We start from the raw sequence: 16,343 nt of genomic DNA on the forward strand, positions 1-16,343 counted from the left end.
CCTGAGATCGGAGCCTGTTCAGCTCTTGTAGACCGACGCCGGATCGAACACCTTGTCCGCATCGATGAACGAGACCTTAGCTGCCCCAGCCTCGCCCCTGGTGATCGCGCGGTAGAAGCATGAGCGACGGCCAGTGTGGCAGGCGGCTCCGCCAATCTGCTCGACCTTGATCCAGATCGCATCCTGGTCGCAATCCATTCGCATCTCGACCACGCGCTGGGTCTTGCCCGAGCTCTCGCCCTTGCGCCATAGCGCCTTGCGCGAACGGCTATAATACCAAGCATCGCCGGTTTTGATGGTGTTGCGCAGCGCTTCTTCATTCATATGCGCCACCATCAGCACATCGCCATTCGCCACGTCGGTCGTCACGACGGTGACGAGACCGGCGGCGTCGAATTTCGGCGTGAGCGCGAGACCTTCTTCGAGATCGTGGCTGTGCGCGTGCGATGTGTTGGACACGGAAAATCTCTCGCTGTGGTCGTCAAACGAAAATCGGGCGCATGATGCGCCCGACACTCTAGCAGCAAATCGCCATCGCCGCGCGATCAGCGCGACAATCGTTTAACGCGACATGGACTGGATCATCGACATGAACCGCGCCTGCTCGGCAGGATTGTCGCGGAAGTTGCCGGTGAAACGGGTGGTGAAGGTGCGCGAGCCTTCCTTGCGGATGCCGCGGGCCGACATGCAGGTGTGCTCGGCTTCAACCATCACCGCGACACCGCGCGGCTTCAGCACTTCATCGACGGCGGCAGCGAGCTGCGCGGTCAGATGCTCCTGGGTCTGCAGCCGATGGCCGAAGATATCCACGAGGCGCGCCAGCTTGGAAAGACCGACGACGCGCTCCACCGGCGTATAGGCAATATGCGCCTTGCCGTAGAACGGCATCATGTGATGCTCGCAATGCGAGACAAAGGCCATGTCGCGAATCAGCACAAAATCATCATAGCCCGCAGTCTCGCCGAAGGTCCGGTTCAGGACCTCGGCCGGGCACTGATGATAGCCCTGGAACAGCTCGTCATAGGCTTCGACCACGCGCCGCGGCGTGTCCATCAGGCCCTCGCGCTGCGGATTTTCGCCGATATAGGCCAGCAGCGTCTGCACGGCATGCTCCGCCTCGGCGCGCGACGGACGCGGCTGATCGGGATTGACGGCGGCGGCCAGAAACTCGGCAGGATCGAGCTGCGCCGGCCGGAATTCCTGCGCCTTGCTCTCAGTCGGCTTACCATCGGGGGATTTGCCGCGAAGCGGCTTGATCACTGCGTCCATCTTTACTCCGTTCGACCGGCCCCATGGGAGGCCGGAGTGTCACCGGGCAGACGGGGCGGCCGGGCCGCCGGACGCCTGAGTCCGTCAATAAAACATTGTCTTCCGACAATAACACCAAGCCCGCCGAACTGAATTCTCAAATTCCGGCGATCTGGGGAATGCCCGGCATTCTCCTGGCCGGGCTGTCACCCTATATAGGGTCCAGTTCCACGAGCGCCAAGGGCATGATCCCAGCGCTTGAGGGCACAGTTAAGGTCCGAATCAGATGCTGAACGACATTTACAACAAGCGCATCATTGAGCTCGCCGGTAACATTCCCCGGCTAGGCCGCCTCCCCGCCCCCGATGCGTCGGCCACCGCCCATTCCAAGCTGTGCGGGTCGACCGTGAAGATCGACCTTACAATGGACGGCGACATAGTCACTGATTTTGCCCATGACGTGAAGGCCTGCGCCCTCGGTCAGGCATCGTCTTCGATCATGGCGAGCCATGTGGTCGGCTCAACCGCCGAAGAGCTACGTGCGCTGCGCGAGACCGTGCGCAAGATGCTGAAGGAAAACGGCGCACCGCCATCGGATGGAAAGTGGGCAGATATCGCCCTGCTCGAACCGGTCCGCGATTACAAGGCGCGTCACGCCTCGACGCTCCTCACATTCGATGCGGTCGTGGACGCCATCGGGCAGATTGAAGCCAAGTCCGACACCAAAACTGACCAGCCGACGCCGGCGTAACGCCAGCGCGGCTATTTCCCTGACTGTGCCGATACGACGCCGCCAGTCGGCACAGAGGCCTCGGCCGTCTTGGTCGACTTCGTCGAAGACACGACCGGCGCCGACGCAACCGGGGTCTTTTCATTCTCCGGCCCGCTTACGAAACGATCCTGTACCGACTTCGGCACCAATGATGCGACCGGCGTCTCCTGCTCGCGCCACTCCGGCAACACATCATCGACAGTATGAGTCGTGACCAGGTTGGTCAGCTTCAATTCGGCTTCCGTTAGCCGATGCAGATCGTCCCACGGCGGCACGCTGAGGGACAATGACAAGAGATCGCCCGTGCCACCCATATCGAAAGTGTATTTGGCGAGACGGCCGATATCCCGCTCGACGATCATCAGATCGTTTGCCGTATAACTAGCAGCCTTGGGATCGTCCGCGCGGTCGCCCATCCAGATCTGATGGACGCGCACATGGGATTCCTCAGGCACATAGCGGGTCTTGCCTGCCAGCAGCAAAAACACGCACATGGATTCGCAATAGGCCTGCGGCAGCACTGCGGGCTTCATCACGCCGGAGGACGATTGCAGGTCGACCGTGATTCCGACGGTGGTGCGCAGACCAAGCTTGCGCCAGCGCCGGCCCATGGTGATGGCGTCATTGACCGAACCGCCGCTGGAATCCAGCACGACCGTAGCGTCAGTCAGATCGCGGGTCTTGGCGAATTCGTCGAAGTCCTTGACGGTGTCGCCTGTAACGATGCCAACCGCGCCGATCCAGCCACGGCAATCCGGCTCGCAGGCGACCCAGGTGAAGCGCATCGGGAGTTTGCGTTCTTCGAGAACAGCTGCAGCTTGGGCAGAGGACGTGACCGAAGCCAGCAGGCCGGCCCCGAGTCCGGGAAGAACGATGCAAAAGGCCGCGGCGCGAAACAGCGCCGAACTGCCTGATCGAAACGACCTCATACGTCCCAAGTCGGTTCCTTCCCCGCACTCTCGTGAGCAGTGGCAACGGCCCCAAACAACGCTCATGATTCTGTCACACAGGCGTTAAGTGAAAACCTAACCGGCTTCGCCGCAGCGTCCAGTTACTTTTGCTGCACTGCATGCGATAAGTTGGCAGGTGTGTCCCCGATGCATAAGTAGGTGGGTTCCATGCAAAGGAACCGAGCAAAACCCGGCTGATCTGATAGCAATCCGACCATGAAACATTCATCCATGTGCCCGAACTGCGCCGGTACTATTCAACGGCTGCCACGCAATGCCGGTCGCGGCATGATCTGGATATACCGCCACACGCTGTCGCCGCTGGTCGGATACAATTGCCGTCACCTTCCAACTTGCTCGGTCTATGGCGACGAAGCAATCGAGCGCTATGGATTGTGGGCCGGAGGCTGGATGACACTGGCGCGGCTGCTCCGCTGCCAACCATGGGGCACTTCGGGCATCGACAACGTGCCGGCCAAGCTGTCGCCCGATGCGCGTTGGTACACACCTTGGCGCTACGCGCGCTGGCGCGGCATCAATGGCAGCACAAACTAGAAGCTCGCACAGACATTGCCGACCTTTGTGAGCACGGACTGCTGACTGAACTGCTGCTTATAGCTTTCCGCGATGGCAACGAGACCGGCGCGTTTCTGTGCGTCATCCACGAAAGTGATCAGAACGACCTTTGCTCGCTCCCGGACATCAACATTGCGCGCGCCATCGCGCCACTGCCCGTCTCCATCGATGACGGTGAGACCATCGGGAAACCGGGGCGTGATTTCCCTTGCGACGAAATTTGTAAATGCAGATTCGCTGACGCCAGGCCGATCCCCAACGTTGCGACCGAAGATCATCTCCGCAGAAACCATCGTATGCGACGGTGGCAGACACGTTTGCGGCAGCCATGCACAGCCGCTCATCAGCATACTGACCGTTAATGCAGCAATGCATGCGGAAATCAGTTGGCGGATATGTCGCAGCACCGGAAACCCCAAACGATCATAGCCATTTCTACGAGAATGTCGGTCGACGGGATTGTTGAACAACACCTGATACCATAGGGTGCTACCACTTTATCTCGCCAATTCATCTTCACTCAACATCATTGCCCGGGGCACGCAGGTGGAAGACGGCCTATACGAAGTACATTTTCACACTATTCATGGCATCGGAACCGGCGTCGTCTATGCAATCGGCGGAAAGCTGCGCGGTGGAAACTCCGCTTTCGCCTTCATGGGCAACTATCAAAACAAAGGCGAAACCATCTCCGTCAAGGTATCATCGAAACGCTACAACCCGGATCAGAGCGTCAAGTCAGTCTTCGGCTTTGAAGGTGTCACACTGGCACTGACCGGCCGTGTCAATGGTGACCTGCTCGATTTCGAAGGCAGTGCGCTGCAATTGCCCGGCGTGCCGTTCAAGGCGCAACTGACCCGTATCTGCGACTAAGCGTCCCGTCCCGACATTCTACGGCTGAACACGATGGCCACCAGTGCCGTCGTCAGGAACCCCATCGCGACAAACCCCGACGCGTGGAAGTATCCGCCGGCGAACAGCGCACCACCGATGCCCGATCCGATCGCCTGGCCGACATAGAGCATCGACGTATTGAGCGAGACTGACGCCGCTCCCGCCGCCGGGGCCGCCATGATCAAGCGCACCTGCTGCATCGACGTGATGGCGCCGAAGCCGAGCCCCCAGATCGCGACACCGAGCGCCATCACCGGCAGATGGCCTGCGCCGAGCGTCCAGACCGTCATGCCAACCAACACCAGCGACGTCGATAGAATGGAAGTCCTCAGCGGCCCCCAGCTATCGACGATCCGCGTCGCCGTCATGATGCCAAGAAAACCGCAGGCGCCGTAGATCGCGAAGACGGATGCCGCTGCATCGTGCCCTGCGCCCGCGAGACGTTCGAGCAGCGGCGCCATGAAGGTGAAGATCGAGAACTGCCCGGCGATCTGCAGCATAGTGATCGACAGCAACAACAGCACGAGCCGGTTGCGCGCCAGCGACGACCATGTGCTGAGATCGACGGTGGCGCCGAACAGCCCGCGCGGAATCCGCCACACCAGCAACACAAGACTGATGCAACTCATTACGCCGACGCAGCCATAGACCTCGCGCCAGCCGAAGCGACTGGCAATGAACGCCACCAGCGGCAGACCGACCGCAGCGGCAAGAGTCCAGCCGAGAAAGACGTAAGCGACGCTGCTGCCGCGCTTCTCCGGCCGCACCAACATGCCGACCACGCCTGCCGCCTGCGGCGTATACGGTGCCGCAACGATGCACATCACAAGTCGGATAGCGAGCAGCACGGCATAATTGGGCGCAAGAGCCGAAGCGAGATTGCACACGGCCACGACCGCGATGACGCCGATCAACATGTGCCGCCGCTCGATCCGGCTGGTCAGCCACGACATCAAGGGCGAGCAGATGCACAGCATCACTGCGCCGAAGGTGATGAGCAGTCCCGCCTCGCGGATGGTGACGCCGAGACCGGCCGACAACTCGCCGAGCATCGCCGTCGGCCCCAGCAGGCCGATGCCGGTGACGAAATTGCCGATCATGAGTGCGGTGGGGGCGTAAGGGCGGGAAACTGTCAAGATACCGCATCTTATGGATGCAATTGCATGCAAGTCAAACCGTAAGCCAAGCGCGCAACTCAGGTCGGCCAGACTGGTGTTGCAACGCCCGAATCGGCTGCTATACCGCTCGTCCGCTTACCTGCGCCCGTGTGCAGGAGTGAGCCATAGGAGAGAAGATATGACAGAGAATGAAGGCTCGGGATTCAAGTTCGGCCTCGCCAACCTCACCCCCGCCGAGACCAACAACATCACCGTGACTTTCCCGGACGGTGCCAAGCGCGAATTCGCGAAGGGCACGACCGGCTTTGAGATTGCCAAGGGCATCTCACCGTCGTTGGCCAAGCGCACCGTCGCCATGGGGCTGGACGGCACCGTCACCGACCTGAACGATCCGATCGAGGCCGATGCCAGGATCGATTTCATCAACCGCGATGACCCGCGCGCGCTGGAGCTGATCCGGCACGATGCCGCGCATGTGCTGGCCGAAGCAGTGCAGACCCTGTGGCCAACGACGCAGGTGACGATCGGTCCTGTCATAGAGAACGGCTTCTATTACGATTTCTTCCGCGAGGAGCCGTTCACGCCCGAAGACTTCGGCGCGATCGAGAAGAAGATGCGCGAGATCATCGCGCGCGACAAACCGTTCACCAAGGACGTCTGGGATCGCGAAAAGACCAAGCAGGTGTTCCGCGATAAGGGCGAGGCCTTCAAGGTCGAACTGGTCGACGCCATCCCCGGCAGCGAGCCGATCAAGATCTACTACCAGGGCGACTGGTTCGATCTGTGCCGTGGCCCGCATATGACCTCGGTCGGCAAGGTCGGCAACGCCTTCAAACTGATGAAGGTGGCCGGCGCCTATTGGCGCGGCGACAGCAACAATCCGATGCTGACGCGCATCTACGGCACCGCCTTCGCCAAGCAGGAAGACCTCGATGCTTACCTCAAGCAGATCGAGGAAGCCGAGAAGCGCGACCACCGTAAATTGGGCCGCGAACTCGACCTCTTCCACTTCCAGGAAGAAGGCCCGGGTGTCGTGTTCTGGCACCCCAAGGGCTGGACCATCTTCCAGGCGCTGATCGCATATATGCGTCGTCGTCTGAATGGAGACTACGCTGAGGTCAACGCCCCGCAGATCCTCGACAAGGTGCTGTGGGAGACCTCAGGTCACTGGGAGTGGTACCGCGAGAACATGTTTGCGGCGCAGTCCGCCGGTGACGAAGCCGAGGACAAGCGCTGGTTTGCGCTCAAGCCGATGAACTGCCCCGGCCATGTGCAGATCTTCAAGCATGGTCTGAAGAGCTACCGCGACCTGCCGTTGCGCCTCGCCGAATTTGGCGTGGTGCATCGCTACGAACCGTCAGGCGCCATGCACGGCCTGATGCGCGTGCGCGGCTTCACCCAGGACGACGCCCATGTGTTCTGCACCGAGGCGCAACTCGCCGAGGAATGTCTCAAGATCAACGACCTGATCCTGTCGACCTATTCGGACTTCGGCTTCGGCGACATCGTGGTCAAACTGTCGACCCGACCGGAGAAGCGCGTCGGAACCGACGAGATGTGGGATCACGCCGAGCGTGTGATGGCCACCGTGCTGTCGGTGATCGAGAGCCAGTCCGGCGGTCGCATCAAGACTGAGATCAGCCCGGGCGAAGGCGCGTTCTACGGACCGAAGTTCGAATATGTGCTGCGCGACGCCATCGGCCGCGACTGGCAGTGCGGCACCACGCAGGTCGACTTCAACCTGCCGGAACGCTTCGGTGCGTTCTATATCGACGCCGACGGTTCAAAGAAGGCGCCGGTCATGGTGCATCGCGCGATCTGCGGTTCTATGGAGCGCTTCATCGGCATTTTGATCGAACACTTCGCCGGTAACTTCCCGCTCTGGCTGTCGCCGGTGCAGGTCGTGGTCACCACGATCACCTCGGAAGGCGATGAATACGCCAAGGTGGTTGCCGCCGCCGCACGCCGTGCCGGTCTTCGCGTCGAGATCGACCTGCGCAACGAGAAGATCAACTACAAGGTCCGCGAACACTCGCTGGCCAAGATCCCGGCGCTACTCGTGGTCGGCAAGAAGGAAGCCGAAACCGGCCAAGTCTCAGTGCGCCGTCTCGGCAGCGATGGCCAGAAGGTGAGCTCGCTCGAAGAGGCGCTCGCCGCGCTGGTCGATGAGGCAACGCCACCGGACGTGAAGCGCGCGAAGTTGGAGGCCTGAGCCAATGAGCGACGATGACGAGATGGAGATCGAAGCTTACCCGCTCCGATCCTACCAGGTGATTGCCGATCCAAATCGGCCGGACGTGGTTGCGATTGCCTTCGAGACGGAGCGTGGCCACAGCCTCTATCTGGCCTCGCGCGCCGTACTGGAGGATCTCGGCAAGGATCTTCTCGATCGCGCCTCCAAGATGCCGGAGCGCAAAACCAGTTAAGCGGGGCTCGATCACGGGATCGCGGTCACAATCCGTCTAAATCAGCAAGGCCCGCCTCGTGGCGGGCCTTTTCGCGTGCTAAGCGGTCTTTCAACCCCTCAGTTGCGAGACATGCCCGTGCCCGACACCATCGATTTCCTGAAGATCCGCCGCTCCGTCAAGCCGCGCGAGATGTCGGGCCCCGGTCCCTCCTCCGCCGAGCTCGAGACCATCCTGACCATCGGCGCGCGCGTGCCGGACCACGGCAAGCTGGCGCCGTGGCGCTTCATCATTTTCGAGGGCGACGCCCGCAAACGCGCCGGTAACGTCATCGCCACCGTGTTCGCACGCAAGAATCCGGATGCACCGGTCGGGGATATCGAGGCGCAGAAACACAAGCTGACGGAAGCGCCGCTGGTGATCGCCGTCGTCAGCGTGATCAAGCCGCACCCGAAGATCCCGCCATGGGAGCAGGAAATGTCTGCAGGTGCGAGCTGCATGAATATCGTGTCGGCCGCCACAGCCATGGGCTATGGCGCCAACTGGCTGACCGGCTGGATGGCCTATGATCGCGACGTGCTCGAAGGCCTCGGCCTCGCCGTCAATGAAAAACTGGCAGGCTTCATCCATATTGGCGGAAAGCCCGACAAGGTGATCGAGGACCGACCACGCCCCGAGCTCAATGAGCTCGTGACGCGGTTCTAGGTTTTAGCTAGGCAGCCTGCGACGCCCGGTTACCAAACCGGCGCAACAGATTTTCGATTTCCGACGCTGGTTTCGCGGGGCTGAACAGAAAGCCCTGCACCTCGTTGCAACCTTCCGCGCGCAGCCAGTCGAGCTGATCGATCGTCTCGACGCCCTCGGCCGTTGTGATGATGTTCATGCTGCGACCGAGCCCTGAGATCGCGCGCACGATGGCGACACAGTCAGGGCGCTCAATCAGATCTTTCACGAATGATCGGTCGATCTTGATCTTGTCGAACGGAAAACTCCTGAGATAGCTCAGGCTGGAATAGCCGGTGCCGAAATCATCCATCGAGATGCGAACGCCCAGCGCGCGGAGCTGATGCAGGATAGCCAGATTGGCTTCGGTTTCGGCGAGAAATACAGACTCGGTGATTTCCAGCTCGAGGCGATGTGGCGACAGACCGGAATAGGCCAGCGCGGCCACCACGACCTGCACCAGATTGCGGCTGCGGAACTGCACCGGCGAGAGATTGACCGCCACCTTGATGTCATCCGGCCACTTGGCGGCTTCCGCGCAGGCCTTCCGTAGCACCCACTCGCCCAACGTGACGATGAGGCCGATGTCCTCAGCAACCGGGATGAAATCCGCCGGCGAGATCATGCCCTTGTCGGGATGTTTCCAGCGCAGCAGCGCTTCGAAACCGGTGATGCGGTCGGCGGCCAGATCCACCAACGGCTGGTAGTGTAATTCAAAATCGCCATCAGCGAAAGCGCTGCGCAGGTCGAGCTCCATGTCGCGGCGCTTCTGCGCCTGACGATCCATCTCGCGCTCGAAAAAGCGATGCACGCCACCGCCTTCCGACTTCGCACGGTACAATGCCATATCGGCATTGCGCATCAGCTCTTCGCTGGTATCACCATCGCCCGGCGACATGGCAATACCGATGCTGGCGCCGATCACGACCTCGACACCGTTCATGTCATAGGGTGCGCTGACAATCTCAATAAGCCGCGCGGCAAAATCATTAGCTTCATTGGGCGTGATATCGGCAGCCAGCACCACAGCAAACTCGTCGCCGCCGAGTCGAGCTGCGAGATTGTTGCCGCGGACCTCGGCGCGCATACGCGCCGCGACCATCTTCAGCAACCGGTCACCCATCGGATGACCGAATGAATCATTCACATTCTTGAACAGGTCGAGATCGATGCACAGCACCGCAACATGCTTGTTCGGGTCGTCGTGATCGAGCGCCTGGGCCAGACGCTCCTGATAGAAGACACGGTTCGGTAGATCCGTCAGCGCATCGTGATGAGCCATATGCGCCACGCGCGCCTCGGCCTTGCGACGCTCGGTGATGTCGACGACAGCCACGAGGAAGCCGTCGCGGCCTTCGAACATCACGCGGCGACCATAGGTCAGCACCTCGATCTCGCTTCCGTCGGCCTTCAGGTGGCGCCAGTTCCGATCCGATTGATAGATATCTCCAAGCTGCATCAACGCGCGCGTGTGAATCTCCCATTCATCGCGCGGCCAGATTTCGTTCAATTGCATCCGCAAAAAGGTGGTGCGATCATATCCGTAATGCGCGACCGCCGCGTCATTGACGCTGAGGAAGTCCATCGTCTCCGCATCGAACACCCACATCGGCATCGGATTGCTGTCGAACAGCAGCCGGAAGGAGGCTTCGCGCCGCTTGATGTCGGTAACGTCGGAGACCGTGAGCGACACGAGATCGCCGAAGGCCGTCGCGCTGAGCCGCAGATTGCGGTCGTCACTATCAATTTCGAGCTGGCCGCTCTGGCCGTTGGCGATCATGGACAGCAGCCATTGCGTCACGCTCGGCAGCGACAATGCGTGACCGCCTGCGCTCAGCTTACGCCATTGAAGGTCGGTGGGTGATACTTTCAGTAAGCGCGATGCGCCCTGATTGTGATGCACGATCTGGAAGTCGAAGGCCTGGCTCGCGGAATCCCGGATCGCCGCAAGCGACACGATGCCTTCATCAGTCGACGAGAAGATCGCATCGACCAGATTGTAACGTGTGCCCTGCTCATTGACATAGACGCCGACCAACCGGCCACCCCAGCGTGACGCTGTCGGCAGCGCCAAAATGTCATAGGTGTGGACCAGACCGTCACGCACGCAATGCGCCACCATCAGATGCGGCCGGTTGGCCTGCAAGGCGCAGTTCGCGGCTTCCGTTAGCGCACGCACGCAATCAGGCGCCAGCACGTCGAGCGGAATGTCCCAGCGATCGTCGCCCAGCCACTGCTGCACATAACGGCCGCTGCGTGACACTTCGAGCGTCTCGCCCTCGACCTTGAGCAGGACGATGTGATCAGCCATACGCCCCAGACTGCCGAGCATCACTTCTTCATAGCCGGGCAAAATCTGTCCGGGACGAACGGCCGCCCGCCATTTGCGTTGCAAGGCGGGAATGTCGTCGAACAACTTGACGTCCGGGCTTCCGGATAACTGTCTGGCCGCGGTCACGACATCCCCTTCGGAACACTTGTAGCGATGCTTGCTATTCGGGCTACGGGGATTAACGCCATGTAAACGTTCCGCCGCCGCGCGCAGCAACGACGTGTTGTAGCGCGACAAACTGGCACGATGGTTAGTTGGCGATTCAGGACCATGACACGCGCATGACAATTCATTCGCGTTTGTAGCGTGTTGTCTGCAACGAGATAGCTGATCTGGAAGATTGTTGAGTAGCTTGCGAGCAGCAGTTAGCGCGCGACGACTTCGATCTCGCCATCGACGCCGTTCACGACGTTGAACGGGCGCTCGAACACCTTGCCTTCATTCTTGGCGATAGCGCGATATTCGCCTTCCGCCAAAGTGACGCGCGGAAATGCGCCGATTGATTCCTTGATGACGTCACCCGCCGGCGTGATCACCGACCATGCGGTGTTGGCCAGAGCCTCGCCGCCCTTGTCGCTCACCAGCTTCATGGTGATGACCGCGGCACGATGTGTGATCGTCACGTCGGTGAGCTTGCTCGCCTGCACGCGGATGTCGGAGCGCACCACCGAATTGGCGTCACCGTAATTCGAGATGATGTAGTAGGTGCCTTCCTGCAGCAGCACGACGTCGCCGGCAGGAACACTCGGCAGCAGCGGCGTACGCTCGCCACCTTCAAACTGGCTGCCCTTGTAGATCGAGAACGAGATCTGGTTCTGCGGAATCTTCGTGGTGCCGACGCGGCCCTCGATCCGCAATCCGCCGGCGGGCAACACGAACGCCTCGCGATCGGTATCGGACTTGATGGTCACCGGCCGCACCGCACTTACGAGGCCGAGCGCCACGTGCACCACATAGCTGCCCGGCGGCAGCACGATGTTGGGCGTGGCGCCGCGATCCTCGCGGATCAGCCTGAAGGCACCGGTCTCGTCCGGCCGGTCGGAATAGACCCGCCAGACCAGCCCGCTATTGATGACTGGCATATCCTTGCCATAGCGCGCCGTCAGCGCCAGCACGCCCTGTGCCGGCCCCGTCGGAGCAGCCTGAACCGGCGAAGGCACAGGCGGGGCGACATTGGCAACCGGCGGCTGCGTCAGCGGCGCTGGCAACAGCGGGGTGGAAGCAGGACCGGACGACGGCGCGAGGCTGATGGCCGGACCCGACGGAACATCCGGGATCGAGCCCGGCGGAATCGGTGCCGGACGGTCCGAAAAAAACTGCGCGGATGCGGTCCGGGGCAAGGCGACAGCCTGCAGCAGAGCGAGGGCCAGCACCATAGCCAGCCGTCCACTCCGGCCGGATGTTCGCAAATCATGGCCCCATGCAATCATCGTCATGCTTTTCACCGAAAACGTGACAAATTCAAGCCTTGACGCGGCTGTCTTGCCGCCAGACCCACAATCGCGTGAGGCCCCCTGGAACCGGTGCACCGTGCGAGAACGGGTCGCTCTGCAGTCACATTTGGTGCCTAAACCTCGCAAACGCGACATAAATCATGAATTAGCTACCGTCTGGAATGATGGCGCTGCTGGATTTAATATCGGCAGCGTCGAGGAGTTTTGTGTGCTGGAGATTTTGATGGGGCGCGGCCAGAATGGCGCGAACGGTCGCGACAAGCCTGGTTTGGGAAGCGTTCGACGTCCGATCATCGGTCTGGCGCTCGGCGGAGGTGCGGCGCGCGGTTTCGCCCATATCGGCATCCTTCGCACGTTGCTTGCCCATGGCATCGTCCCGAATGTCGTGGTGGGCACGTCGATCGGTGCCGTGGTTGGCGGATCCTACGCCGCCGGCCACCTCGATACGCTCGAGGAATGGGCCCGCGGTCTGCAGCCCCGTAATATTCTCAGCTATCTCGACATCCGTCTGAACGGTTCCGGCCTGATTGGCGGCAACAAGCTGGCCGCGCAGCTCGAAGCGTCGCTGGGCCATACGCTGATCGAAGACTTGCCCCTGAAATTCGCCAGCGTCGCTACCGAGGTTCGCACCGGCCATGAAATCTGGCTGACTCATGGTCGCCTGGTCGATGCGATGCGCGCATCCTATGCGCTGCCCGGCATCTTCTCACCGGTTCTGGTCGGCGATCGCTGGCTGGTCGATGGCGCGCTGGTCAATCCGGTGCCGGTATCGGCGGCGCGTGCTCTCGGCGCCGAGATCGTCATCGCAGCCAACCTCAGCAATGACGTGTTTGGCCATTCGACCACGATTTTCGACCATGGCACGGGACCGGAAGTAGCCGAGCCCATCATCGAAGTCGAAGAGCCGAAGCGCGGTTTCAGCAAGTTCTTCTCGGCCGAGCGCACCATGAAGCGCGAATTCTTCGGCGGCGGCGGACGACCGGGCATCTCAACCGTGATGGTCGACGCCTTCAACATCATGCAGGATCGGATTACCCGTGCGCGCCTTGCCGGCGATCCACCGGATCTCCTGATCGCACCACGCGTTGGTCGCATCGGCTGGTTCGATTTCCACCGCGCCGAAGAAATGATCACGCTCGGCGCACGCGCTGCAGAACGCGCTGTCGAGTCCATTCAAGAGGCGATCGAAATCCTCGCCCCCGAAGTGGCAAACTCGCCTGCGCCCGTCGTTGCGCAAAAGCCGACCACTCCGCAGAGCTGAGCGCGGCAGGCTCAGGCTGTCGCAATATATTCGCGCAACGCTTCCTGTTCGCGTTCGAATTCGCGCACACGAAATTTGACGACGTCACCGATCGAGATCAGGCCAACGATCTTTTCGTCCTCGATAACGGGTAGATGCCTGAATTTTCCGGTCGTCATCTTTTCCATGATGGCGCCGACCGTATCGGACGGTTTGCAGCCAATGACCTTGCGCGTCATCACAGCGCTTACGTCTTCATCCAGCGCCCCGGCGCCGCGCTCTCCGATCACGCGCACGATATCACGCTCGGACAGGATACCATCGATGTGGTGGTGGCTCATCACCAGCACGGCGCCTATTTTTCGCTGGGACAGCAGCTGCACCGCCGACGAGACCTTGTCGTTCGGCGAAACGCTGATGATCTGGTGGCCTTTGGAATCGAGAATTGCACGTACCGTCATTGTCGCCTCCTACGTCGACCCCGCCCTTTGTCGGGCGCGGTCTTTCATTCTTGGGTCGTCAGACAGATGCAGTGTAACAGCGCATTTCAACAGTCGTTCAGATGTGGTGATCGAACTGATACACCGCCACACCGGCAACGGGATCGACCACAAGGGCCGAACCTGCCGACGTGAGTCACCTGTCGAATAAATGATGATGAATGAAATGGACCGGCCTCGCAAGAAGCCGATACGCCCTCAATGCAGATCGGACATGTCCGGAGACGATGTCTGCGAACCCGTACGCTGCAACCGCGGAATGGGATCGAACAGCGAGAACAGCAGCAGCCCGGCGAAGAAGCCGCCGATATGCGCCTGCCATGCAACGCTCGCCCCTTCCGCGCCGATCGCAATCGAACCAACGCCAAAGATGATGTTGACGCCAAACCAGACCGCCAAAAACCCAATGACGCGCGGATCGCGCAGCGCGCGCAGCAGCGGTAGAGCGGGAACCCGAGCAGCTTCGTCGGCGTCGCCGCGGTTGAACGACAGGAAACTGCCGCGCACGAAGGCAAAACGGATCGCCGCGGCCATCGCGCCGGAAACCGAAGCCGAGGCACCGATCATCGGGCCGAGCGCGTGTTCATGGGTGACCAGATGCGCGGCGGCACCAGCCACAGCCGTGACCGCCATGAAGATGAAGAAGCGGACCGCGCCGAAGCGCCGCGCCAGCGCGCTGCCGAACGGGAGCAGCCACAACACGTTGAAGCCGATATGGCTGAGATTGGCGTGTAACAGGGAGTAAGTAACGAAACTCCAGACTTTGGCACCGTTGCCCCCGGGGAACGGCATCGACAGCAGCGTCTGGTCGTAGCGCTTGGGAATGAAACCGAAGACCTCGATGGTCCAGTATTCCAGATCCAGCGGCAGCAACATCCGAATGATGTGAATGATCGCCAGAAGCCCGACATAGGCGGTCAGTGCGCCCGGCAGGGTCAGGATCGGTTCGCGCGGGGGAGCGGGGGAATCCAAGGTGTCCAAGGGGATAACGGCCTGTCAGCGGCTCTGGCGAGCGATGCTCCAGATAGTCGGCTTTGCCGGTACCGCGCAAGCTCGGGATTGCCGCAAGGCAGCAAACCCGCTTGAAAAGAAAAGGGAGAGCCTCTGAGAAAGGCTCTCCCCGGGTCCGTCTTGATCTTTTCCCGCGGATGGATGTCCCGGTTGCCGGACAAGCCGACATCCCCACCCCTCCCCGCATGACGACCAATTCTGTTTTCAGCCACCTGTTTATCGAAGCGCATCACGAACTGCTGGAGACAGTCCGCTCCGCTCTGGAGTGAGACGATCCTACCTATGATCCGGCCGACCGCAAGAATATGCTTAATTTAACGTTAATTCGGGATACCCGCCCGAACGCGGTGGAAAACGCGCCTTCGGCATGGACGCTGCAATGACTGATCTGCACAACATGTAGCGGCGAGCGGTGGATGGATTCGGGACAGAAATGTCCTCAATCCACCGCAAGCCGGGTCAGGATCAGGCGAATGAAACATCCATCCAGTCGCGCGTTCTTCGCCTATTGGGACGACAAGCGCGGTTTCGCGCGCGCTCCCGATCGGAGCGAGCTCGAACCCGGTCCCGTGCGCGAGTTGCTCGGTGACATCTTCGTGCTGTCCTATGACCAGCCCGTCGAATTCCCGTTCCGCGTGGCGGGCACAAGAGTTTGTGCCCTGCTCGGTCGCGACCTGAAGAACCAGCCATTCCCGTTGCTATTCGCGCCAGAATGCCGCGACGAGATCCGGGACATGATCACCGTCGTGTCCGAGGAACAGCTCGTCGCCGTTGCAGGCGTGACCGCAATGACCGAATTCGGCCAGAAGGCGCATCTGGAGCTGCTGTTGCTGCCATTCGCGGCGCGCGCGCATTCCCCCATCAGCCTGACCGGCCTGCTGGCGCCCATGTATGAGGTCCGCGGCCGGCTCGGTGCATTCCAGCTCACATCCTTCCGCTATGTCGCTCACCAGCCGCAGCGCTTTGCGCCGCGCGCCCTGCGCAAGCTGCAGGCTGCCCGCGGCCTAATGGTCTATGAAGGGCTGCGCTAAACAGCCTTCCATGCGCCTCGCCCACTGCAGGTGTCGCACAGCACATGCACGCCACCTGGTTGCGCCACATCGGTATTTGCTAACGCGGC

At 61.1% G+C, this 16,343-nt stretch carries 17 protein-coding genes; 8 read left to right on the plus strand and 9 right to left on the minus strand.

From position 1 onward, the window contains the following. Nucleotides 1-18: 18 nt before the first annotated feature. Both hisI and folE read right to left on the minus strand, forming a co-directional pair. On the minus strand, nt 19-459 hold the full coding sequence (hisI, locus tag CIW50_RS09280) for a phosphoribosyl-AMP cyclohydrolase (RefSeq protein ID WP_149530958.1): 441 nt from the start codon (nt 457-459) through the stop codon (nt 19-21). Between the two features lie 102 nt (nt 460-561). Next, nucleotides 562-1,269, minus strand: a complete 708-nt coding sequence (gene folE / locus CIW50_RS09285) for a GTP cyclohydrolase I FolE (protein WP_149530959.1) — start codon at nt 1,267-1,269, stop codon at nt 562-564. 265 nt (nt 1,270-1,534) lie between these two features. Between folE and CIW50_RS09290 the strand changes: the two genes are divergently transcribed. Further along, on the plus strand, nt 1,535-1,999 hold the full coding sequence (locus tag CIW50_RS09290; RefSeq protein WP_149530960.1) for an iron-sulfur cluster assembly scaffold protein: 465 nt from the start codon (nt 1,535-1,537) through the stop codon (nt 1,997-1,999). An 11-nt stretch (nt 2,000-2,010) separates the two neighbouring features. Here the strand turns inward: CIW50_RS09290 and CIW50_RS09295 are convergent, their stop codons facing one another. After that, nucleotides 2,011-2,949: a COG3904 family protein gene (locus CIW50_RS09295; RefSeq protein WP_246664242.1), complete on the minus strand. Its 939-nt coding sequence runs from the start codon at nt 2,947-2,949 to the stop codon at nt 2,011-2,013. A gap of 237 nt (nt 2,950-3,186) precedes the next feature. Between CIW50_RS09295 and yidD the strand changes: the two genes are divergently transcribed. Then, nucleotides 3,187-3,525 carry a membrane protein insertion efficiency factor YidD gene (yidD, locus tag CIW50_RS09300; protein WP_149530961.1) on the plus strand — a complete coding sequence of 113 codons (339 nt, stop codon included), beginning with the start codon at nt 3,187-3,189 and terminating at the stop codon, nt 3,523-3,525. Here the strand turns inward: yidD and CIW50_RS09305 are convergent. Next, nucleotides 3,522-3,953: a DUF3574 domain-containing protein gene (locus tag CIW50_RS09305; RefSeq protein WP_246664203.1), complete on the minus strand. Its 432-nt coding sequence runs from the start codon at nt 3,951-3,953 to the stop codon at nt 3,522-3,524. The genes yidD and CIW50_RS09305 overlap by 4 nt on opposite strands. Nucleotides 3,954-4,032: 79 nt before the next feature. On the opposite strand from CIW50_RS09305, the gene CIW50_RS09310 reads away from it, so the two are divergent. Further along, nucleotides 4,033-4,419: a GrlR family regulatory protein gene (locus CIW50_RS09310; protein WP_246664204.1), complete on the plus strand. Its 387-nt coding sequence runs from the start codon at nt 4,033-4,035 to the stop codon at nt 4,417-4,419. Here CIW50_RS09310 and CIW50_RS09315 read toward each other — a convergent pair. Further along, nucleotides 4,416-5,540, minus strand: a complete 1,125-nt coding sequence (locus tag CIW50_RS09315; protein WP_149531576.1) for an MFS transporter — start codon at nt 5,538-5,540, stop codon at nt 4,416-4,418. The two genes, CIW50_RS09310 and CIW50_RS09315, sit on opposite strands and share 4 nt — an antisense overlap. A gap of 196 nt (nt 5,541-5,736) precedes the next feature. Here CIW50_RS09315 and thrS point away from each other — a divergent pair, with 196 nt between their 5' ends. The 3 genes from thrS to CIW50_RS09330 all read left to right on the plus strand — a co-directional run bounded on the left by thrS (nt 5,737) and on the right by CIW50_RS09330 (nt 8,668). Continuing rightward, nucleotides 5,737-7,770 (plus strand): threonine--tRNA ligase, encoded by a 2,034-nt coding sequence (gene thrS / locus CIW50_RS09320; RefSeq protein WP_172980278.1) that lies wholly within the window; start codon nt 5,737-5,739, stop codon nt 7,768-7,770. A 4-nt stretch (nt 7,771-7,774) separates the two neighbouring features. Then, complete coding sequence (locus CIW50_RS09325; protein ID WP_246664205.1) at nt 7,775-7,984, plus strand: hypothetical protein; 210 nt, start codon at nt 7,775-7,777, stop codon at nt 7,982-7,984. 117 nt (nt 7,985-8,101) lie between these two features. After that, entirely contained in the window at nt 8,102-8,668 is a 567-nt protein-coding gene (locus tag CIW50_RS09330) for a nitroreductase family protein (protein ID WP_149530963.1), read from the plus strand. A 7-nt stretch (nt 8,669-8,675) separates the two neighbouring features. Here CIW50_RS09330 and CIW50_RS09335 read toward each other — a convergent pair whose 3' ends face one another. Both CIW50_RS09335 and CIW50_RS09340 read right to left on the minus strand, forming a co-directional pair. Further along, on the minus strand, nt 8,676-11,144 hold the full coding sequence (locus CIW50_RS09335; RefSeq protein WP_149530964.1) for a putative bifunctional diguanylate cyclase/phosphodiesterase: 2,469 nt from the start codon (nt 11,142-11,144) through the stop codon (nt 8,676-8,678). A gap of 239 nt (nt 11,145-11,383) precedes the next feature. Beyond that, nucleotides 11,384-12,454, minus strand: coding sequence for an RgsD C-terminal domain-containing protein (locus CIW50_RS09340; protein ID WP_502707417.1), 1,071 nt, complete (start codon nt 12,452-12,454; stop codon nt 11,384-11,386). Between the two features lie 226 nt (nt 12,455-12,680). Here CIW50_RS09340 and CIW50_RS09345 point away from each other — a divergent pair, with 226 nt between their 5' ends. Next, nucleotides 12,681-13,733: a patatin-like phospholipase family protein gene (locus CIW50_RS09345; RefSeq protein ID WP_172980279.1), complete on the plus strand. Its 1,053-nt coding sequence runs from the start codon at nt 12,681-12,683 to the stop codon at nt 13,731-13,733. An 11-nt stretch (nt 13,734-13,744) separates the two neighbouring features. Here the strand turns inward: CIW50_RS09345 and CIW50_RS09350 are convergent, their stop codons facing one another. Then, nucleotides 13,745-14,173 (minus strand): CBS domain-containing protein, encoded by a 429-nt coding sequence (locus CIW50_RS09350; protein WP_149530965.1) that lies wholly within the window; start codon nt 14,171-14,173, stop codon nt 13,745-13,747. A gap of 237 nt (nt 14,174-14,410) precedes the next feature. Then, a complete protein-coding gene (locus CIW50_RS09355; protein WP_172980280.1) occupies nt 14,411-15,184 on the minus strand; it encodes a rhomboid family intramembrane serine protease in 774 nt (257 codons plus the stop codon). A 512-nt stretch (nt 15,185-15,696) separates the two neighbouring features. On the opposite strand from CIW50_RS09355, the gene CIW50_RS09360 reads away from it, so the two are divergent. After that, entirely contained in the window at nt 15,697-16,254 is a 558-nt protein-coding gene (locus tag CIW50_RS09360) for a PAS domain-containing protein (protein ID WP_149530967.1), read from the plus strand. Nucleotides 16,255-16,343: the final 89 nt, after the last annotated feature.

Source organism: Tardiphaga sp. P9-11, from assembly GCF_008329525.1.
Taxonomy (GTDB): Bacteria; Pseudomonadota; Alphaproteobacteria; order Rhizobiales; family Xanthobacteraceae; genus Tardiphaga.

Bases quoted from the DNA above. Each gene is read 5' to 3' on its own strand.
- folE (WP_149530959.1), bottom strand. From the start codon at position 1,269: ATGGACGCAGTGATCAAGCCGCTTCGCGGCAAATCCCCCGATGGTAAG.
- CIW50_RS09290 (WP_149530960.1), top strand. From the start codon at position 1,535: ATGCTGAACGACATTTACAACAAGCGCATCATTGAGCTCGCCGGTAAC.
- CIW50_RS09295 (WP_246664242.1), bottom strand. From the start codon at position 2,949: ATGAGGTCGTTTCGATCAGGCAGTTCGGCGCTGTTTCGCGCCGCGGCC.
- yidD (WP_149530961.1), top strand. From the start codon at position 3,187: ATGAAACATTCATCCATGTGCCCGAACTGCGCCGGTACTATTCAACGG.
- CIW50_RS09315 (WP_149531576.1), bottom strand. From the start codon at position 5,540: ATGATCGGCAATTTCGTCACCGGCATCGGCCTGCTGGGGCCGACGGCG.
- thrS (WP_172980278.1), top strand. From the start codon at position 5,737: ATGACAGAGAATGAAGGCTCGGGATTCAAGTTCGGCCTCGCCAACCTC.
- CIW50_RS09325 (WP_246664205.1), top strand. From the start codon at position 7,775: ATGAGCGACGATGACGAGATGGAGATCGAAGCTTACCCGCTCCGATCC.
- CIW50_RS09340 (WP_502707417.1), bottom strand. From the start codon at position 12,454: ATGACGATGATTGCATGGGGCCATGATTTGCGAACATCCGGCCGGAGT.
- CIW50_RS09350 (WP_149530965.1), bottom strand. From the start codon at position 14,173: ATGACGGTACGTGCAATTCTCGATTCCAAAGGCCACCAGATCATCAGC.
- CIW50_RS09360 (WP_149530967.1), top strand. From the start codon at position 15,697: ATGAAACATCCATCCAGTCGCGCGTTCTTCGCCTATTGGGACGACAAG.